The sequence below is a fragment of the Amycolatopsis sp. NBC_01480 genome (assembly GCF_036227205.1).
Taxonomy (GTDB): Bacteria; Actinomycetota; Actinomycetes; order Mycobacteriales; family Pseudonocardiaceae; genus Amycolatopsis.
The window spans coordinates 4,959,807-4,979,582 of record NZ_CP109442.1 but is presented as its reverse complement, the minus strand read 5'-3'; the positions used below and the strand labels follow the sequence as shown (position 1 = coordinate 4,979,582).

The 19,776-nt window shown below is 69.0% G+C and carries 18 protein-coding genes; 10 read left to right on the top strand and 8 right to left on the bottom strand.

Annotated elements, in window-relative coordinates; translation table 11 throughout:
* The first annotated feature begins 324 nt into the window (after window positions 1-324).
* The 7 genes from OG371_RS23925 (at window position 325) to OG371_RS23895 (ending at window position 8,275) form a co-directional block, all read left to right on the top strand.
* Window positions 325-2,925, top strand: a complete 2,601-nt coding sequence (locus OG371_RS23925; RefSeq protein ID WP_329072774.1) for a DEAD/DEAH box helicase family protein — start codon at window positions 325-327, stop codon at window positions 2,923-2,925.
* A gap of 202 nt (window positions 2,926-3,127) precedes the next feature.
* Window positions 3,128-4,189 (top strand): hypothetical protein, encoded by a 1,062-nt coding sequence (locus OG371_RS23920; RefSeq protein WP_329072772.1) that lies wholly within the window; start codon window positions 3,128-3,130, stop codon window positions 4,187-4,189.
* A complete protein-coding gene (locus tag OG371_RS23915; RefSeq protein WP_329072770.1) occupies window positions 4,186-4,839 on the top strand; it encodes an ABC-three component system middle component 2 in 654 nt (217 codons plus the stop codon). Before OG371_RS23920 ends, OG371_RS23915 begins: the two co-directional genes overlap by 4 nt.
* The gene (locus OG371_RS23910; protein WP_329072767.1) at window positions 4,836-6,956 is read left to right on the top strand and encodes a hypothetical protein; all 2,121 of its coding nucleotides are present in this window, start codon (window positions 4,836-4,838) and stop codon (window positions 6,954-6,956) included. The genes OG371_RS23915 and OG371_RS23910 overlap by 4 nt, the downstream gene beginning before the upstream one ends.
* A gap of 269 nt (window positions 6,957-7,225) precedes the next feature.
* The gene (locus OG371_RS23905) at window positions 7,226-7,498 is read left to right on the top strand and encodes a hypothetical protein (protein WP_329072765.1); all 273 of its coding nucleotides are present in this window, start codon (window positions 7,226-7,228) and stop codon (window positions 7,496-7,498) included.
* The gene (locus OG371_RS23900; protein ID WP_329072763.1) at window positions 7,495-7,641 is read left to right on the top strand and encodes a hypothetical protein; all 147 of its coding nucleotides are present in this window, start codon (window positions 7,495-7,497) and stop codon (window positions 7,639-7,641) included. The genes OG371_RS23905 and OG371_RS23900 overlap by 4 nt, the downstream gene beginning before the upstream one ends.
* Before the next feature lie 346 nt (window positions 7,642-7,987).
* Entirely contained in the window at window positions 7,988-8,275 is a 288-nt protein-coding gene (locus OG371_RS23895; RefSeq protein ID WP_329072761.1) for a hypothetical protein, read from the top strand.
* A gap of 176 nt (window positions 8,276-8,451) precedes the next feature.
* On the opposite strand, the gene OG371_RS23890 is transcribed toward OG371_RS23895, so the two are convergent.
* The 8 genes from OG371_RS23890 to OG371_RS23855 all read right to left on the bottom strand — a co-directional run bounded on the left by OG371_RS23890 (window position 8,452) and on the right by OG371_RS23855 (window position 15,148).
* Window positions 8,452-9,618 (bottom strand): tyrosine-type recombinase/integrase, encoded by a 1,167-nt coding sequence (locus OG371_RS23890; RefSeq protein WP_329072760.1) that lies wholly within the window; start codon window positions 9,616-9,618, stop codon window positions 8,452-8,454.
* 163 nt (window positions 9,619-9,781) lie between these two features.
* Entirely contained in the window at window positions 9,782-10,117 is a 336-nt protein-coding gene (locus OG371_RS23885; RefSeq protein ID WP_329072758.1) for a helix-turn-helix domain-containing protein, read from the bottom strand.
* A complete protein-coding gene (locus OG371_RS23880; RefSeq protein WP_329072756.1) occupies window positions 10,114-10,674 on the bottom strand; it encodes a recombinase family protein in 561 nt (186 codons plus the stop codon). Before OG371_RS23880 ends, OG371_RS23885 begins: the two co-directional genes overlap by 4 nt.
* A 256-nt stretch (window positions 10,675-10,930) precedes the next feature.
* Window positions 10,931-11,416 (bottom strand): hypothetical protein, encoded by a 486-nt coding sequence (locus tag OG371_RS23875; protein WP_329072754.1) that lies wholly within the window; start codon window positions 11,414-11,416, stop codon window positions 10,931-10,933.
* Entirely contained in the window at window positions 11,373-11,576 is a 204-nt protein-coding gene (locus tag OG371_RS23870) for a hypothetical protein (RefSeq protein WP_329072752.1), read from the bottom strand. Before OG371_RS23870 ends, OG371_RS23875 begins: the two co-directional genes overlap by 44 nt.
* Window positions 11,577-11,680: 104 nt before the next feature.
* Window positions 11,681-12,661, bottom strand: a complete 981-nt coding sequence (locus tag OG371_RS23865) for a DNA cytosine methyltransferase (protein WP_329072750.1) — start codon at window positions 12,659-12,661, stop codon at window positions 11,681-11,683.
* 232 nt (window positions 12,662-12,893) lie between these two features.
* Window positions 12,894-13,991: a TRM11 family SAM-dependent methyltransferase gene (locus tag OG371_RS23860; RefSeq protein WP_329072748.1), complete on the bottom strand. Its 1,098-nt coding sequence runs from the start codon at window positions 13,989-13,991 to the stop codon at window positions 12,894-12,896.
* A 68-nt stretch (window positions 13,992-14,059) separates the two neighbouring features.
* Window positions 14,060-15,148, bottom strand: coding sequence for a hypothetical protein (locus tag OG371_RS23855; RefSeq protein ID WP_329072746.1), 1,089 nt, complete (start codon window positions 15,146-15,148; stop codon window positions 14,060-14,062).
* Window positions 15,149-15,789: 641 nt separating this feature from the next.
* On the opposite strand from OG371_RS23855, the gene OG371_RS23850 reads away from it, so the two are divergent.
* The 3 genes from OG371_RS23850 (at window position 15,790) to OG371_RS23840 (ending at window position 19,763) form a co-directional block, all read left to right on the top strand.
* Complete coding sequence (locus OG371_RS23850; RefSeq protein WP_329072744.1) at window positions 15,790-16,773, top strand: sigma-70 family RNA polymerase sigma factor; 984 nt, start codon at window positions 15,790-15,792, stop codon at window positions 16,771-16,773.
* Between the two features lie 170 nt (window positions 16,774-16,943).
* A complete protein-coding gene (locus OG371_RS23845) occupies window positions 16,944-17,315 on the top strand; it encodes a pilin (protein WP_329072742.1) in 372 nt (123 codons plus the stop codon).
* Window positions 17,316-17,318: 3 nt separating this feature from the next.
* Window positions 17,319-19,763 carry a hypothetical protein gene (locus tag OG371_RS23840; protein WP_329072741.1) on the top strand — a complete coding sequence of 815 codons (2,445 nt, stop codon included), beginning with the start codon at window positions 17,319-17,321 and terminating at the stop codon, window positions 19,761-19,763.
* Window positions 19,764-19,776: the final 13 nt, after the last annotated feature.

Below are 19,776 nucleotides of genomic sequence, written 5' to 3'. Positions count from 1 at the left end.
GCCCGACTTCTGGGGAGAGTGCAGTACCGGGACCGGCCCCGGCGCACCCCGCGATAACTACCGCAGCACGTCGCCGGCTGCCCCGTGTCTGGCGGCCAGCTGCCGCAGGACGACCGTCGCGCGCTCGCCGTGTCGTACGCGTTCGGGCTGGCTAGGTCGGCTCGGCACGGCAGACGCTGATCGAAAAGTGGCTACGGCCGGGTCGCGACTTGCGCCGGGAACAACGAAGCGGCGGCCGGCCCACGCACTGCGCCAACGGAAAAGCCCGGCCGGGTCGGAACCCTGCGCCGTAGAGTTCACACCTTGCGAGTAAAGGAGCGAACGGTGACAGACGTGTCGAAGCCGGACTTCGAACAGAACCTGGCTGACTTCGGGTCGGCGAGGTTCACTCAGCTTCGGCCTGGCCAGCGTCAGGTTCTCACAACGTACGCGGACCAGCACCTCGACACCGCGGATCTGGCCATCGAGATGCCCACCGGCGAGGGCAAGACGCTGCTGGCCTTGCTGATCGCCGATCACGCCCTTACCCGCGGGTGGTCGGTGGCCTACCTGACCGGCACCCGCCAACTCGCCGAGCGGGTCGAAGAAGAAGCCGAAGATCTAGGGCTGGATGTCGTCCGCTTCGCCGCAAAAGACTACGGCGGCGCGAAGCTGGACGACTATCACCAAGCCCAGGCCGTCGGCGTGATGAACTACTGGGTCTACTTCAACAGCGACCCAAAGGTCGGGGCCGCCGACCTGGTCGTCTTCGACGATGCCCACCTCGCCGAGCAGCCGCTCAGCGGGCTGCAGACCCTGCGCATCCCCGACAAGCTCGGCCCCGCACGCCAGCTCTACCAGACGATCTGCGAGTTGGTTGTGGCGCACACCGACGCCTACCCCGGTCTGCGCGCGATGCTCGACGGCACTGCCAGGCCCGGTACGCCACCCGAACTGCTGTCATTCAGCGACTGGGCCGCGATCGCGAGCCAGGCGCACGACGCCATCGCGGCATCGCCTCTCGTCACGAACCGAGAGCTCAAGGACGAGATGAGATATGTCTGGCCCACTGTTCGCGACCACCTCACCCAGTGCGGCGTGCTCATCGGCCCCTCCGGCATCGAGATCCGCCCCTACCACCCGCCGACCGCGCTCAACACCCAGTACAGCCGCGCCAAGCAACGGGTCTACCTATCGGCCACCCTCGGCTCGATGGACGACCTCCAGCGCCGAGTCGGGGGCGGGCCAGTCACCCGCTTGACCACCGCTGCTCCGCTGCCGCCTGGCGCGACGGGCGAGCGGCTAATGGTGCTCAACCCTAGTGCTGAGCACCCCTTTGACCAGAACGTTCTCGGGTGGGCGCTTGCCCAAGCCCAGGCGGCAGGTGGGCGAGCCGCCTGGTTGTGCGCCAGCCACGCCGAAGCCGACACCCTCCAGGAGACCCTCGCTGCCTACGGGCAGCAGGTCTACCGTCTCCGTCCCGGGGACGACTCGATGGTTGACACCTGGAGCCGAGTCGCCAGCGGACACCTGATCACCGCCGGCCGCTACGACGGACTCGACCTCGCAGGCGACCTGTGCAAGCTGGTCATCATCACCACCGTCCCACAAGCTAGCAGCGAGTTCGAGCGCTTCGTCGTCGCCTACCTCGGCGACGCCAGCTTCATGCGCCACCGCGTCGGCCAACGAGTCACCCAGGCACTCGGCCGCGCCAACCGCGAATCGACCGATCGCTCCCTCTACCTCGGGCTGGACCCCAGCTTCGCCCAGATACTCGCCGACCCGGCCGTCCGCAAGTCGATCCCCGCAGGCACAGAACCCACCATCCGCGCCGCGCTCGAGATCTACGACCAAGGCTGGGATGGCACCCTTCGGGCTTGCGCCACCTTCTGGCAACCGGCCACGCAAACCCCTGAATCCGGCGGAACCGCAGCCCCAGCGAGCCCACGTCGCAAGGTGCGGCCAGGCCGCAACATCAGCGGAAGCAGCGACGTCTCCAGCGCTGACGCCGAGGTCTCCGCAGCGACAGACCTCTGGCTCGGCGACCATGGCGGAGCAGCCAAGAAGGCCAGCGAAGCAGCCGTTCAACTTGCCACGGCCGGGGAAACCGAACACGCTGCGTTCTGGCGATACGTTGAAGCACACGCCCACTTCGACCGAGGACGCGCCCAAGACCTAGCCGCCGCCCGCAAGGCACTGGAGGATGCCACTGCCGGCGGCCCCCGCACCACTTGGTTCCGCCGACTGTCTCGCACCGTCGCCGACCTCGAAGGCTACGAACAGACTGCCGACGACACCGACCGGTTCTTCCTCGCGTGGGATGAGTGGCGCCGCGAAGCCGGTGCACGGCTCGACCGTGTCCTCTCCGAGGGACGAGCGCTGCTCACCGGTAGCCACGACCAGCAGTGCGAAGGACTGACCAGGCTGGCTCGCCTCGTGGGCGCCAGCGGCGAACGCCCACCCAGAACCGAACAGAGCGCCACAGACTGTCGCTGGACCTGGTCCACCGTCAAGCGCGCCGAGCGCCGCGTCTGGGAGGTCAAGACCGTCCCGAAGGGCGAGCCCAAGCCGCTCATCCGCAGCGACGTGAACCAACTACTCGGGCAGATCGAGGTCGAGACCAGGCGCTCGGCGAAGACCCGCGTATTCGGCTGTCTACTCACCCCGGCCACCACCACCAAGGCCGACGCCGCCGAAGCGGCCCACGACAAGATCGTGCTGGTCAACCACGGGGCAGCTGTGCGGGTCTACGACATGCTGGCTGACCGGCTCCGTCAGTACGACGCGCTGTGCGGCGACAACAACGCCGAAGCACGAGGTGAAGCCCGCACCCGGATCGAGGCGCTCCTGCCGCAAGAGGACGGCTGGCTGGGCAAGCTGCTCGCGCCCTCTCGCGGCCGGCTCGTCACCGCTGACGACGTAGCTGCCATCTTCCCGTCAACCTGACCGGAGCTGCCGCTCCGGTACTGGCTGCGAAAACACCCATGCCCTGTTCGAGCACAATCGGGTCACGCGACCTCAGTCGAGCGCTCGCATGGAGTGATCAACGGTAACGTGGTGCGCCGATCACCCGATGCGCTAAACGGCACGGCGCGAACTCGGTCGAGTCGTTGTCGGGTCGTCCTCGACCAGTTGGAGGTGGCCGCCGATGTCGCAAGACGCTGTCGCGGTGGCCCCGTTGCCAGCAGGAGTACCCGTCGGCGAGGCACGCATCAACTTCGCGGCGCATCAAGCGCGAGCCAATGCGCAGGGTGCCCGGCAGGATTTCGAAGAGATGATCGGCCAACTGGTCCGAGCTGTCCGCCCTGGTGTGGTCAAGATGGTCGCGGCGAATCCCGGCGACTGGGGCATCGACGTGTTCGTTGGGGACCTCGGAGGTTCCGTGACCGTCTGGCAGTCCAAGTACTTCATGCCGGAGGTCAGCAAAAGCCACCAAGCGCAAATCCGGGAGTCCTTCGACTCGGTGGTCGCAAACGCCGCAAAGGAGGGCTTCGCTCTCACGCAGTGGATCCTTTGCGTTCCGTCAAGCATGGATGGTCCCACAACGAAGTGGTGGAGCACCTGGAAGCGGAAGAAGGAACGCGATTTCGGGTTCGTGATCGACCTTTGGGATGAGACAGAACTGCGCAGCTTGCTGATCTCTCCCGATGCGGAGACGGTGCGTCGACACTACTACGAGCCCGCCCAGGCGACACGGCCGGAAACCTCCGTCGTTGGCCTCGCCGACGAAGACGCCGAGCGGCTGGAGACAGCTTTATTCGTCCGACAATTGCGGGAAGCTGGGCATGTCGAGGTCACGTCGTCCAAGCAGCAGTTCTTCAACGCCGAACTCCTGGCGCGCGAGATCGTGGACAAAGGCGTTCCCGCCGAGGTCGCCGCGCTGTCCTCGGCCGACGCAACCATTCACGGGGTCTGGGAAGATCATTTCAACGAGGCTTGCCAAACCGACGAGGGCGCTCGACTGGCTGGCTTGCACAAATCCGTCATGAGCGAGATCCGTGCCCAGCACACAACTTTGAGCAGTGGCCTTCCCTGCGGTCCTGTGCACACCTGTGGGCTGATGCATCGTGTTGTCGACAACCGCCGGGCAGGTTGGGTACGGCACTGGCGCCAGATCGCCGACGAGCACGTACGGGGCGACGGAGAACAATCACAAGACACCACTGCCGCCGTCGCACTCGACGGACCGCCGCCAGCGAGCCCGTCATGACCGTCCCTCACCTTCTCAGTTCAGATGCGAGCCGCCCCTCACTGGTCGTCGTTCCGGAGGACGACGTCGTCTTTCGTCTCGCTCAACTACTGCTCTTGCTCGCGTCATTGCAGCGTCAGCGGCAGCCTGGCGTCTCACTTGAGCGGCTCGGTTGCTACGACTTCCTGGTCGCCAACCCACTGCTGGTACTCACGGACGAGGACGACTCCGATCGTAAACGGCTGTTGATGGCTGGCTTCGATGGTCGTGCGTTGAGCTACGCCAGCCCGGCGCACCGCTTTACCACCCGGCGAGAACGACTTCAGCATGACTTGGCGCTACTAGTCGCCTACGACTTGGTTTCCCCCACCGTCAACAAGAGTGTTCTCTACGCGGTCACCCCGGCCGGCCTGGACCTCGCCGGAAGGTTCACTGCGGTATACGCACGTTCCTATCGCTTGTCGGCGGAGATTCTGATCCGCCGCCTATCGCGCCTGACCGACAAGCGTCTACGCGAAGCTGTCCGTACGTGGACCACAGTAGGACGCTACACGCCACGCCCCGAGGCGCTCGACCTCCTTGACGCCGTCGACCTCCTGCACGACGACACAGATGCGCCGTGGTTCACGAACACAGCGACGTCACCGCCGACTGACGGACAACTCACATGAGCGACCCAAAAGAGCCCGCCGCCGCCGGAGCCCCGCGAGCCATGTCCATTAAGGACCAAGCCGACTCGGCCTCGGACATCAAACAGGCAGCGAGTTTGCGGCAGGGAATCCGTGTACTCCGCCTTCGTCTCAAAGGCGTCGATCGGGACTACGAAGTCGACTTCCGCATCAGCAAGAGTGACGTCGCCCGGTCGGTGTCAGTCATTGCGGGGGCGTTCAGTACAGGCAAGTCATCCGTGCTGGAATTCATCGCCTATTGCTTGGGTGCCAGCAATCACCCACAACATCCCGAAATCCTGCGCAAGGTCCGGTCGGCCTTGCTTGAAGTGGAACTTAGCGGGCAACCGCACGTGATCGAGCGTGCCGTGGGCGAACCGTCGACAGCTGCGTTCGTCCGCACAGGACGGCTCGGCGAGATCGAAATACCGCCGATCGAAAAGCATCCGATCAGGCCCGCTGGCGACCCGGCGAGTCTGTCCAGTCTGCTGCTCTCATACTGCGGCCTCGAAGGTGTCGAGCTGAAGGAAGCGCCGACACAGGCAGAGTCAGGAACAGACCCTCTGAGCTTCCGTGAGTTGCAGTGGCTGTGCTTCATGCCCAACGAGCGCCTCGACGACAAGAATCTCTTATTCGAGAGCGCGCACATGAAGAAGCTCAAGCTCCGGCAGGTCGTAGATGTCGTGTTCGGAGTCCACGACGATAAAGCCGTCGAACTCGGGAGCCGCATCAAGGAGTTGGAGACAAGGCTTAGCCGAGCACGCAGCGATTACACCACTACTGAAGCCTTCATCGACGAGCAGGAGTTGGGAACGCGCATCGAGGTCGAACTCATACGCGGCGAAGCGGAGAGGACATCGGCCGAGACAGAACGTTTTCTGGGCGATCTGGACAGTCAGGTACGCGCGGCGTCGACTTTCGCCACCGAATTGCGCACTCGGCACCGCGACGCATCGCGCCGCGCGCAACAGACCGCTGCCCTGCTTCGAGACCGGGAGACGCAGCTGCGGAGATTCGTTCCTCTGCGAGCCCAATACGCAGATGACATCACCAAGTTGACGATGCTTGCCGAAGCGCGAATGCTCTTCGACCCACTCCAAGTGAAGGTGTGCCCGGCGTGCCTGACTACCCTTCGGGAAGCACCACACATCGCCGACGGCCAGTGCACGCTCTGCGCCTCCGAGATCACCGCCCCAGCAGCCAACCAGAAGCCGGCTGGCGAAACCCGAAACGGCAGCAGCCCGGCTACAACTGCGGGCTCTGATGGGTTCATGACGGAGGCCAAGTTCGACGTCTCATCGGAACTGAGGGCGACCAAAGCACGTCTGGCGGAGATTACCCAGTATGTCGAGGAACTCGATGCGGAACTAGGCCGGCTACGGGTCGCGGCTGAAGAAGCCGAGACCGAAGAAGCCGAACTCGCTCGTGCGGTCGACTCCGCGACCAACGAGGCTGTCAGCCCGTTCCTCAGCCAGCGTGACGACCTCATGCAGCACCGACAAACCGCCGCCGCGACCCTGGAACGAGCACGCACCGCCATCAAGATGTTCGACAGCCTCGACCGCCGCGGCGCGGCGGTCACACGACTGGAAGCCTCCCTCAAGGCCGTCCGTGGCGAGTTGGAACAAGCCACGATGCAACCCGATCGCAACGACGTCATCCACCGCATCAGCGAGAGGTACGCCGCGATCCTCACATCGTGGCGGTACCCCAAGCTAGAACAGGCATTTGTCGACACCAATCTCGTACCGCATATGCGCGGTGTCGGCTACGCCCACGCCTCGTCGGGCGGGCGGACGCTCATCTCCCTGGCATGGATCCTGGCCATCTTCGAGATCGCCTGGGAAACCGGCAGCTCTCACCCTGGCTTCCTCATGATCGACAGCCCACAAAAGAACCTCGGCCAAGGTGGCGACCGCGACGCCGATTTCGCCGACAGCGTGGCCGTCGCAGACTTCTACAAGCACCTTCACGACTGGCTGGCAGGTCCAGGGGAAGGTGCACAGATCCTCGTCGTGGACAACGCACCGCCTGCGTCGGTCGAGAACGACATCGTCGTTCGATTCTCTCGGCGAGCCGACCAGCCTCCGTACGGATTGATCGAAGATGAGGTCTCCTGATTCGTAGTGACGGTCCTCTGGATCAGCGGTTGTTTAAGGTCGTGGTCGTCCATGGGTGTCGCGGGTCTGGATGCCGCGTTCGCGGAGTTTGGTCAGCACGGTGGTGTGGTCGACGTTCAGGTGTTCGCCGACCCATGCCGGTGACCAGCCAAGGACAATAGAGTGACCCACATCACATCGCATGGGCTGGCTTGCTTACAAGTCTCAAGAACCGAGGAAGGAGCCGCGTTTAAAACGAGGCGTGAGTAGATCCGGACGGGAGGGGTGTTGTGCTCAAGACAGCAGACCAAGCGTTGGACCCGAGTGAGCCGCCCCCTGTCCGCCGGCCGGGCGAGATCGACGGGTTGCCAGAGAAACCCGATGATTGGTCCGCGCAGCAACTACGGCAGGTCGAGGACGAGCTCTGGGTCTACGGGTTCAAAGTCCTGAAGGACGCCATACGGACAGATCATCGCGTTGTCGCCTCGAGCAACGTGCCGATCTCTATGACCGAGGAGCAGCGCCGCATCCTGCAGCGTCGATTGAGGAGCGCGACGCCTTGACCGTGGACACCCTCCGTCGGGCGATTCCCTACTTCCGCAAGCACGCGCTGCTGGGAGGCGGCTGGGATCCCGAGAAAGGTTCGATCGCGACGTACTTCGTCGAGTGCTGCATCCGCGTCTTTCACAGCGTTGTCCGGTCTTGAGCGAAGGAGCGCTCCGGCTGGCTTGGCCGCGGCAGACACCCTGCCGGCAGAATACCTGCTCAGCAGTTGGACAGCGCCGACAGAACTCGATCCGGCCACCCAGGCGTACATCACCGACACTCTCCGCACGATCATGCGGTGCGCGAAGCCCGAAGCCTGAGCAATCTGCATGCTGATCCTTCACGACCTGACCGACGCCGAAATGAGCCCGCTACTCGACGGACTGAGCAACGAGCCATCGAGGGCCACATGCGCCGACTGCGGCGTCGCGTACAACGCTTGGTCACACTGGATTGAGCACACCACCGGAGTCGGATAAGCCCTGCGCCAAGCGGGTCGATGCCGCATGACCACCACCGAACGCGACAACGCACCGAACCGAAGGGCTCGCACCCAGGCCCTGACCGTCGGTTTGGGCTTCCTCGGCTCGGGCGTCGGTTCCGGCGGCGTGGTCGCGTGGTCCGGCAGCCCTTGGCTCGCACTGGCGATCTTCCTCAGCGGGATGTTCTGCACCCTGGTGGCGATCGTCGTTCAGGGCACGATCCCGCAGGACTCTGAACACCGGCTCGAGTTGTGGAAGCTGATCGTCAAACGTCCCCCACAACCTCCGGAGATGGAAGAGGCCACGCCATGAGCGCCAGCCACCGGGGCACGCGAAGTGGGAGCCAGCCCATGGCGACCCACCCCGATGAGCCGCGTCCTCCTGCCGAGCCTTGTCCAAGGAGCCCTTCCATTGGACGCCCGCGGGCGTTCGTAGATCGAACTCTTGAAGAGTGGGACGGTCCCCGGGTGGCAGTTCGTCCGGCGCGATCAGGCTGCCCCTGCGAGTTCGCGCCAGCGAGTACGCGTTGCATGAACTGGACGGTCAGCGACCGCCTTCTCCCAGCGAGTCTGAAGCGCGGCAAGGAGCCGTGCTTCCATGGCGGCGGCGACGTGGGAGTAGGTTTCCCGGACCTTGTCCCCCAGGATGTGGCCGAGACGTAGCGACTGGGCGATTTCGGCGATGCCGTCGTCAATCATCCAGGTCTTGTGGCTGTGCCGCAGACCGTGGAAGGTCAAACCCGGCTTGATCGGTTGCAGCCGGATCAAGGGGTTCTGGATGCGGGCGTTGCCGTCGGCCGCCGGGCGGAACGCCCGACGGGAGAAGTTGCTGCGCCGGTGCAACTCCTTTTGCTGGGTGACGAACACATGCGGGTGCGTGTGGGTCAGCAGGTGTGCTCTGAGCATGACGACCAGGAACGGTGGCAGGGTGATCTCACGGGCCGACTCCTCGGTCTTCGGCGGCCCCAGATACAGGCCACCCTTGTTCGGCTCGTGCAGTGCACCGACGTCGGGATCAACGACCATGAAGCCTGTGTCGTCGTCGAACAGGTGGAGGTTGTGCCGCTGCAGCCCGACGAGCTCGCCCCAGCGTGCCCCCGTCCACGCCGCTGCCACCACCAGCACGGCTCCCCCTGGCCCATACTTCAGCGCAACCTGGTCGGCCACACCCAGCACCTCCCCGGGTTCGGCCCACACCTTCCGGGGCGTACGTTTGTGCGCCCGTCGGCGGCGGCCCCGGCGGCGTGGCTGGATCGGGTTCGCGCCGATGAACTCGCCCACCGCGTCGGACAGCATGAGGGAGAAGCACTTGATGATGCTGTCGACCGTGGTCTTGGCGAGCTTCGCCGACCGCAGCGTCTTCTCCCATCCCCGGACCGCGAGGTTGGTGACCGCGTCCAGCGCTGTCGCTCCCCACTTCGGGACGATGTGCTTGTTGATGAAACCTCGGTAGTTCTCCTCGGTCCGCTGGTCGATGTCGAGCGAGGCCAGCCAATTCGGTGCGTACTCCGCGACCGTGGTCTGGCCGGCGAGCGGATCGATCCAGGTCCCTTTGCGCTGACTCACGGTCATCTCGTCGATGTGGTCGTTCGCGTCGGCCTCCGAAGCGAAACCAGGAAGCGACGCGACCGACCCGTCTTCACGGCGGAACCGCACACGCCAGCTCCCCTGACCGCTTGGTTCAACCCACGGCATCATGAACTCCTTCGCTGGGGTGTGGGGGTCACGGATAGGACGACGTCCATGGACGCTCCACTACAGACAGAGAGCAAGCACGGGCCGTAGAGAGCCTCGTAGGGGAAGGGAAGATCCTCGTTCGTCATCGCGCGGCGTTTCGATGTGTACGACGCGATCGTGCGCCGCTGCGTCGTGGATAGGTCCCGCCGGGGCGATGTCCTGCGGCGACGATCTGTTCCAGATCGGCGTGGGCGAACCGCAAATGCTTACCGACGTAGGTGCACGGGATCGCCCGTGTCCCCGCCTTACGCCGTAACCACGACTCCCCTATCGCGAGAAGCTCGGCCGCTTGCGCCGGTGTGTAGAGCAGCTGCGCACTCGGCGACTGGACGCTCCGGCCGACCGAGACGTCATGGGCCTGGTGGCTTCGCTGGTGGTCACCAACGCGGGCTGGCAACGGGATCCCCCGTTCGATCACGTCAGTTCCCTCCGAGAGCAACCGGCATCTGCGTTCTCGGTTGTCGGCCCGCCGCCACGATGTCCATCGCGTACAAGGTGATGCGGAATCTGCCGCACACTGGTCACGGGATCCTGGGCTGCCCAGAACAGGGCGGGAGTAATCAGGGCGCGGTGCGCGGGCTGGTCGGAGAGCGCCCACTGCTCGACGGGGCGGAAGGCGCCGTGCTCGTCGCGGGCGCCGGTGGCCTGGTAGCCGGTGTACTTGATGTTGGTCAGGACCGCGATCACCGCTGCGGGCGGCCAGGCGGTGTGGATTCCGGGCGGTGGGTAGCGGTCGGGATCGGCGTCGAGGCGGGCGGTGATGTGCTCGACCGAGAGGCCGGTGACCGCACGCCAGTAGAAGATGTTCTGCACCACCGGGGCGCGGCGCGGGTCCGGGGTCAGGCGGGTGCGGGGAGTTCCGCGCCGGCTGTGTGCCCCGCCCACGGTCATCGTGGTGTAGCCGTACGGCGGGTGGTGCACGTTCCAGCCCGCGCGGATCAGGACGGCGATCGCCTCGGCCGACCGCCGCGTCACCGGATGCTGGACAGGTTGGACACGGAGGGACGCGTGGCGGGTGAGTGCCCGGTGCGGTGGCCGCCGGTACCGCAGCCAGAGGCGGCCTGTACGGGCCTGGCGGCGCACACGGGTTGCGAGGTGGCGGGTCCTGCTGTGGGTGGGCATGGCGAAGGGCCCCTTCGGCAAGTCGGGCAGAGAGAACCTGGGCGGTGGGTGGAGCGTGGCGCTCCGGGGCGGGATCGGTGGTGGCCTCGCACCCCGGAGCGCCACGAGTTCAGCGGCGCGAGCGGGTACCGCTGCGACGGCCGCGCGCAGCGGTCGAGGTTCGGGCGGCACCGGGCGGTCGCGTCGAGCCGCCGCGCGCCGGGGCCGGTCGGCTCGCGCGGGAAGTGGTGTCCCGTGGGGTGCTGGCCGGCGGGTGGCAGCGTGGACGGTGCAGGTGGGTCAGGTCGTCCAGCAGGAGGCGCAGGGCGTGCGCGGCTTGCTGGGGCATGACGCCGTTGCCCAGGGCGCGCAGCTGCGCGGTGCGGGGCAGGTCGAGGTGTTCGGCGGTGGCCCAGCCAGGGGGCAGGCCCATCAGCCATTCGACGAACGGCGGCGCGAGGACGGGACGTCCGTGTCGCCCGGGCTGGGTCGGGTACGGCGCAGGACGGCCGGTGATGAGTTCCCAGCGGTGCACGTCGGCGGCGTAGTCGCCCCAGTCCACCGGGCAGGGTTCACCGCGCGCGGCGCGGCGGGCGCGAGGTGCGCGTGCGGCCACGATCACTCGCCTCCTTCCGCGCCTGGGTTGTCGGTGTGGGCGTGGTGACGGCGATGACGACCGAGGGCAGCATCAGATCGCCCTTCGAGCCGCGCTGCGCGGGGCAGCCCTTGGTGCCGTCGGTCGCCCGTGGGGTCGGGAGAAGTCGTAGCGTGTCCAAGAGGGACGGGCCTCCTTGTCGCGTGGCAGCGGAGATTCCGTTGGAAGAACCGTCGTGCGCGGTCGGTGTCGGCAGCAGGGCCCCACGCACCCGGGGAAAGACAGCTACGAATCCGCCCTGGACTTTGCGTTGCCGCGCAGCACGTTCCGTCTCTCGGTGATGGCGGCGTGCCGAGCGCGCGGGCTCTGTCCGGAAGGGACGGTCCGCCGTCGTGCGTGTCGTGGGTGCAGTTCTTCGCATCCGAGGCCGTCGGGGTCGGCAGCAGCCGCACCGAGTCGGTCAGCGTCACGCACCCGGCCGGGATCGGCCGGACCGGATGGAGCACGGTCTGAATCGCCGCCGACCGGGAGTCCGCCGCCGTCAGCGTAGGCAGCAGCTGCGCCGGCCGGATCACCGCGTCGACCGCGTCGTTGAGGTTCACCTGATGCCCGCCCGCGCGCCTGCGCGCGGGATCGACCGGACCGCGCGGTTCCCCGTCGCGGGCCTGCGGGGTCGGCATCATCCGCATCCCGTCCCGGCTGGGGGACGGCACACAGGAACACCCGCTCCCGCCGGTCGGCGGCGCCGATGTCGGCGGCGCGTACGCAACGCCAGACCGCGTCATACCCCACCTCGGCCAGCCCTGCGAGTACACGGTCGAGGCCGCCGTTTTTCCAGCGGAGTGCGGCGACGTTCTCCACGACGACGAGGCGGGGTCGTAGGACGCGAATGGCGTCCAGCACGTTGCTCCACAGTCCACTGCGAGCGCCTTTCTCGATACCCGCGCGCCGACCGGCCGCGGAAATGTCCTGACACGGAAACCCTGCGGTGAGCACCTCGACCGGCTCCACGGAGGCGAAGTCGACCGCGCGCAGATCACCGAGGTTCACCACCCCCGGCACGCGGGCGGCGAGGATCGTGGCGGCGTGCGGATCGACTTCGCAGTACCAGGCGATCCGGCCGCCGAGCACGGCCGCGACGCCGAGGTCGAGACCGGCCAGCCCGGTGCACAAAGACCCGATCACCGGGCCCTCGGTCGCCACGAACCGCAGCGGGTCGTGTCCGCTCGCGGTCTCGCACTCGGAGTCAGGGTGTGGTGAGGTCATCGCGCGCACCTGGCCGGTGGAAGACAACCGCACGCGTTGCCGCGCGCCTGCAGCAGTGGCAGCGGGCTGGTCTGCGGGGAGGCGTCGTGGTCGGTCGCTGTTCGGTGCTGCCGCTTCTGCGGTGGCTGGTTCGTGACGACAGCGCAGCGGTGGCGGGCTGCGGCGCGGTAAGCGGCAGTGGGCCGGCGGTATCGGGCGGTCCATCCGCAGTCCGTGCACCGTGTGCGAGCGCTCATGACCGCCGCTCCTGACCGCCATGGGCCGAGGGCTTCGGGGCAGGGGTGGGTTCGACCGGCCGGCGCAGCACGATGACGTCCTCGTGCGCGATCAGATGCAGCGGCAGGCCCTGCTCGCGCTGTTTGCGGATGAAGTCCCGCTGGAAGAACGAGCCGCGGGCGATCAGCTCGTCGTCGGCGACCCGGGCCAGCAGGGCGACGCAGCGTTCGACCGGGACCAGTCCGGCGGCCCGGCCGCAGGCGATGATCTGCGAGGGCAGGTCGATCAGCTCGGAGTGCTCGCGCCAGGGCCGCGCGGTGATCGCGACGTGCCCGCCGGGGCGCAGCACGGCCGCGCAGCCGGTGAGGATGCGGGTGAACCCTGCCAGCAGCCGGTGGTGCCCGACGTTGGCCAGGTTCCCGCGGTCCAGGGTGGAGCCGTAGCGGTGGTGGTACTTGTGGACCTTCCCGTCGTCCGAGCCGGTGGTGGCGGTGACGACCTGCCCGTGGGTAGCGGGCCCGTACGGGGGTGAGGTGACCACCAGCGCGACCTGCCCCCGATACCGCTCGGGCAGCAGGTGCGGCAGCTGGCGCGCGTCGCCGTGCACGACCTGCGCCCGATGGTCGTGCCCGCGTTCACGGGCCAGCTCGAGGTTGGCGCGGGCGACGGCGACCCAGTGGGGTTCGTACTCCACCCCGACCGCGCGCCGGCCGGCGTCGATCGCCTCGACCAGTGTGGTGCCGGAGCCGGCCATCGGGTCGAGCACCAGCTCCCCGGGACGGGTGTAGGCACCGATGGCGTGCGCGGCCACGGCCGGGAGCATCTTCGCCGGGTGCGCGGTCGAGTCGCTCACGTAGCGGCCCTTGCGTTGCGCGGCGGGGGAGGTCTGCGCGGTCGCCCACACCGACAACGGCAGCTCGTCCGTCTCGGTCACGTTGGTCGCGCTGGTCGGATCGATCGGGTCGTTTCCGGTCTGGTGCCGCGGCTGTGCGGTGGTGTCGGCGACGGCGTCGAGGGCGTCGATGAGCGCGCGCGAGATCGGCACAGTCGGGTCGTCGAGGACGCTGGCAGCGGGACCGGCGGCGGCCGTTGCCGAGGGATGCTGGTGGGACATGAGCGTGGTGCCTTTCATAAGTACGGAGGTGGCCGACGAAGAGCCGGTCGGGCGCGGCGAGAGCGGGCTCACTCGCCGCCACCCGTGCCTGGCGCGTCGCCGTGTGCCGCGGTCGCCGGACCGGTCTCGGGTGGCGGCGCGCTGGCGTCGGCGGGTTGCGCGAAGGCGAGGACGTCGCCGTGCGCGCGCAGGTGCGGCGCGGGCAGTCCGCGCACCGTCGCGCGGTGCCGGGCGCGGTCGTATTCGGCGGCCACCGCCACACCCGGCGCGGCCCGCAGGCGGCCGTCGCGGACGGGGGTGTGCAGGGCGACGATGTGCTGCAGGTAGAGCAGATCGGCGTGCTGGCAGGCGGCCACGATCGCACCGGTCGGGTCGACCAGCGTCCCCTGTGTCCAGTCACTGTGCGTATACACCGCGACGATGCCGCCCTGCCGCAGCCGGTCCGCCGCGAACAGCACGAGCCGGTCCAGCGGCACCGTCTCGGCGGCGTGGGCGGGCAGGGACACGAGGACCAGATCCGCCCCCGCGCCGTGCCCCGATTCCGGCGCACCCGCACGGTCACGGTCCCCGGTGCGCGCCGGGTTCGGCGGTCCCCCGGCGAGGGCTGCGGACGGGTCTCCCGTGTCGGTGACCAGGTCTGCCCAGAACGGGCGTGAGGACGCGACGGCGCCCTCCGCGCGCCTGTCGAAGGTGAGCGTGTCGGCGGTGCGATCGAGCGCGCGCACCGCCGCCCGCGCCGCCGTCACCGACACCTCGCCAGCGGTCGCCGAGCCGTCCACGCCGGATCGCGTGCCCGTGGCCGGCGCCGCATCGATGTCGATCAGAACGACATGCGCACCGGGTGCGGTGAACGCCGCGGTGATGGTCTCCACGATCGGCGCCGGCCACGCCGCGTGGGCGTCGATCGGCTCGGGCCCGCACGTCCACACCGTGGCCGGAGCCGGAGCCGCCGGTGGGGTCGTCGTGCGCCGGCGCGACGGGGCCGGTGCGCCCTCGGGGCGCGAGGCCGCACGGGCCCGGCCGGTGTCTGCCGTGGTGGTCCGTGTGCGGGCTCCGGGGTAGGGGGTGCGGTCGCCACCGCGCCGGGTGCGCGGCGGGCGAGCCGAGTCCGTGCGGCGGCCCGGACGGCCGTCCGGGGACTGCGCGCGCTGGGTCATGAGAAGCCTCCTGAGCGGGAGCCGCCGGGGTGTGCCGGCGGTGGCTGCGATCACCGACTAACTCCGCAAAAAAGTCTGCTTGGAGACATCCAAATCCCGGAAAATTCAAGAAACTTCCGAGACTTCACGACGAAATCAACCGCAACCGGGCAAGCCACGAACACACGCTTCCGATACCACGAGAATGACCTGTTCCCTGCTCGCCAGGGCATCGCGAGGGTTCTCGACAAGTTTCCCGAGGCACTCTCCCCCGCGCGTCCAGCACCCTCGCCGGTGGCACAAAGCTCGTGAGGCGCCTCGCCTCACTGTTGGCGCATCGGAGCACACTGTCGCAGATCAAAGCCGCATTACGGGGCGCCTCAAAGGCTGTGAACGTGCCACTGGGCCGCGTTCGCCAACTTTCCAGCGTGCGCACAAGACTGCGCTTGAGGCACTTCTTTGAGGCGGTTTTGATGCGGTTCGGAGGCGCTTTCGAGGCGGTGTTGGGGCGGTTGTGAGGCGCCTCGAATGGCTTGCTGGTGGCCGCACTGATTCCGCCTCTATCAGGAGTGGCCGCCATGAATATGTCGTTACCGGAAACCGATCCCGGGCCGGGCGTTTTCTCACTTCGCCGCACCGGCGACCACGCGGGGAGAGACGGAGTGTTCGACGTCGCCGCCGCCACCTTCGCGTGGCTGGTGACCGGCCCCCATCCCGTGTGCGTGGACGGCACCGCGATCCCCGGGCTCCCCGCACGCCCGGTGCCACTGGACGAACTCGGGGCGCTGCTGCTAGCCACGGGCTGCACCCAGGCCACCCGGGACGCGACGTGGACCTACCTGATCACCCGGGCGCGCGCGGAGGGCGGCACCTGGACGATGGCGTGCGTCGGCCTGGCGATGCCGGTGCTGCTGCCGGTCGCCGCGCAGCTGACCCACCGGTTCCGCGGCGACAGGCACGACATCCACGCCGCCGTCCTGACGGGGTTCCTCCACGGGCTCGGCGAGGCCGCGCTGGACCGGCCGGCGATCCTCGTGCGACTGCGGTGGGCGGCCTACCGTGCCGGCTACACCGCGCTGCGCGAGGCCCTCGACGCGCCGGCCCCGGTAGAGGACACCGAGTTCCGCTCCACACCATCACACCGCCCGGGCGGGCACCCCGACCTCGTGCTCGTGACCGCCGTGCGCGCGGGCGTCATCACGACCGACGAGGCCGCGCTGATCTCGGCCACCCGCTTCGGGGACCTGTCGCTGACCGAAGCCGCGCACGCACGCGGAGAGCACTACCGGACAACACAGCAGGCTCGCCGTCGCGCCGAGCAGCGCCTGGCCCGCTACCTCACCGAGCCAGCCAACGACACCGACGACGCCTCCGCTCCGGCGCCCGACACCGGCGGTCGCGGCTACCTGCGCGGGTCCGGGCACCCGGTCGTGCGGCTCTCCCCGACCCACCGGCTGCGGCTACGCGGCGTGACACGGGTGAGTCCGGAACTGGCGAAGAAATTCGTCCGCCCGATGTCTCCGCACGGCCCGAAATCCGGAGTTAGCGCACGCGGGACCCGGCTGCCCGCCCGCCCGCGCCGCGGCCACTCGCCCGGCCCCGCCGGGCACCCGGCGCCCGCTCAGGAGGCCCGCTCATGCGACTGACCACACCACGACACCGTCCTCATCCGCACCCGGCACCCTCACGCCGCACGGCACCACGCCGTCCCGGTACCCCGGCCTCCGCGCCGCAGCCGACGCATCCCCGGTCCGCGACCGCCGCCACACACCACCGCGCCGGGAGTCGCTGCGCGGGTTCCGCCGGCGCCACCGCGATGCCCGTATCGGCGCGGCCACAGCGAGGCGCGCACCGCCGCCGTGATGTCCTGCTGATCGGGTGGCTGGTCGCCCTCGGGGTGCTGCTGACGTCGTCGACGGCGCGGGCGGAGACGGTGCAGATCGTCGCGCTCGCCCAGACCGTCGAGCAGGTCTTCACCAACATCCGCAACTTGATCATGGGGATCCTCGCCGGCGCCGCCCTCGTGCTGTTCACCGTCGCGGGCCTGCGCTACCTGCTGGCCTCCGGCGACCCCGGGGAGATCGAGAAGGCGAAAGGCGCCTTCAAAGCCGGCTGCATCGGCTTCGGGCTCGCCGCGCTCGCCCCGCTCGTGGTCGAGATGCTCAAGACCATCGTGGGCGGGGTGTGAGCCATGACCGCCCCTCGCCACACACCCCGTCTCCGCCGGCGCGAGCACCAGGCCTGGCCGATGACGCCGAACGTGCGCCCCGTCCGCGCGGACGGCGGCCGGGCCAGCGCACGCACCGGGTCAGGCAGCGATGAACGGCCCCTGCACCGCCCACCCACCGCACGCGCGGGGAGCCGTTGTGGGCGCGGTGGCTGGGGACGGCTGGCCCGGCGGCGGCCGGTCCGGGTGCTCGCGGTGCTGGTGCCGTTGGTGGCAGCCGTCGCCGGGATCACGCTGAGCGCCTCCGCCGCACCCGGGCCCGAGCCTGCGCCCGTGGCCGCGGCCGCGGCTGCACCGCGCGCTGCCGCTCAGCCGCCGGTGCTGCCGCTGCCGCCCCAGCCCGGCTGCGCCCCGGGCTCGGCCGAGCCCGTATGCGTGCTGCCCGGCAGCCCCCAGACACCGACGCCGTCGGGACCGCCCAGTGCTCCGCTCGTGCCGCCGCCATCGGCACCGCCGGTGTCGTGTTTCCCGGGTGCGCTGATGCCCGAGTGCGGCGGACTCGGCGCCACGCCGGCGCCGCCGTCGTGTCAGGGACCGGACTGCATTCCCCAGCCCGTCCCGATCAGCCCGCGCGCCCCCGGCACGGCACCAGCCCCGGGGACCGGCAGCGGCGGCCAGGCCGACGAGTGCGGCATCACCGACCCGGTCGCCTGCGTCACCGAGGGCATCAGCAGCTTCTTCCGCGGGCTGGTGACCGACGCGCTCAACCCGCTGCTGGACCTGCTCGGCCGAACACTGCTGACCACACCCGAGCCCAGTGCGTTGCCGAGTGTCGGGCAGCTGTGGACGCAGTCGTGGCAGATCCTGCTCGCCGTCTACGTGCTCATCGTGCTGGTCGCCGGGCTGATCGTCATGGGCTACGAAACCCTGCAGACCCGTTACACCATCAAGGAAATCGGGCCTCGGGTCGTGATCGGTTTCCTCGCCGGGACGCTCTCGCTGTTTATCGCGACCCAGGCGATCCAGATCGCCAACGCCCTCGCCGGCGCGGTGCTGGGCGAGGGCGTCGACCCGGCCGCGGCGGGCAAGGCCATGACCGACATGGTGCTGAGCGCGTTCAACAGCAGCGTGTGGCTGGTCTTCCTCGGCCTCGCGCTCGTGATCATGGTCGTGGTCCTGCTGATCACGTTCATCGTGCGGGTGATGCTGACGATCCTGCTGATCGCCGCCGCCCCGATCGCGCTGATGTGGCACGCCCTCCCCCACACCGAGGGCATCGCGCAGGCGTGGTGGAAAGCGTTCGGCGGGGTCCTGGCCATCCAGCTCGGCCAATCGCTGGCGATGGTCACCGCGCTGCGAGTGTTCTTCACCCCCGGCGGGTTCACCGTGTTCGGCCCGAACGCCTCCGGGCTGGTGAACCTGCTGATGTGCCTGGCGCTGATCTGGGTGCTGATCAAGATCCCGTTCTGGTGCCTGGCCCCGCTGCGCAGCGGCCGGCGCTCGATGCTCGGGTCGCTGGTGCGCGGCGCGATCGCCTACAAGACGATGGGCCTGCTCGGCAGCGCCGGCTCCCTTTTCGGCGGCAAAGGCCGTCCGCGCGGACGGCCGCGAGGACCGGGCGGGGGTGGTCCTGGCGCGGATCCGCCGTCGACGACCACGGGACAGTTCATGCTGCCCCTGCGGGTGCGCCACACCCGGCCCCGGCCACGCCGAGCGCCGCGCCTGGGCGAACTCCCCGCCACCACGCGGGAAAGTCGCCGGGCTGGTCCGGGGCAGCTGTCGCTGTTCACCGCGAGCGGCTCCGGCAAGAACCGCGTCGTGTCGGCGAACCCGCGAGCGCTGCCACACGACGCGCTGCCGCACGCACTGCCCCGCGACCAGCTCGGCCTGCCGATCACCACCCGCCACGATCCCGGCGCGGTCGGGCGCCGGTCGCTGGCCGACGACCTTGCCGACCGCCCACCCGGCATGCCGCCGGTGCCGCAGCCGGGGCTGCTGACCCCGGACGGACGGATCAACCGCCACGCCCGCCCACCCGCGCGTCTGCCCCGCGCGCTGATCGCGCCGAGCACCGGGATGCTGCCCATCCACCTGCAACCCGCGCCCCCGCGCCCACCCCGCCAGACCCTCGCCGACGACCTCGCCAACCCACCGGCCGGCCCGGAGCGGCAGACCGGGCCCGCCCTGATCACCCCCTCCGGGCAGATCAACCGCGCCGCCCGCGCGACCCGCCGCCCGCCCCCCGACGCCTACACCGGCAACCGGGCCCTGGCCTCGGGCCAGTACCCGCTGCCCCTCGGCGTGCGCCGCCAGCCCAAGCCCACACCCACGCCCGAACCTCCGGAGGCAGGGAGCGCACCTGCCGCCGCACCCCCGCCCTCGGCACCGGTTCCGGCGCCGAAGCGGGTCGGGACGCAACTACCGCTGCCCCTGGACCTGCCCGCCCGCCGGGCCCCGAAGACGAAGTGAGGCCTTGTCCGCC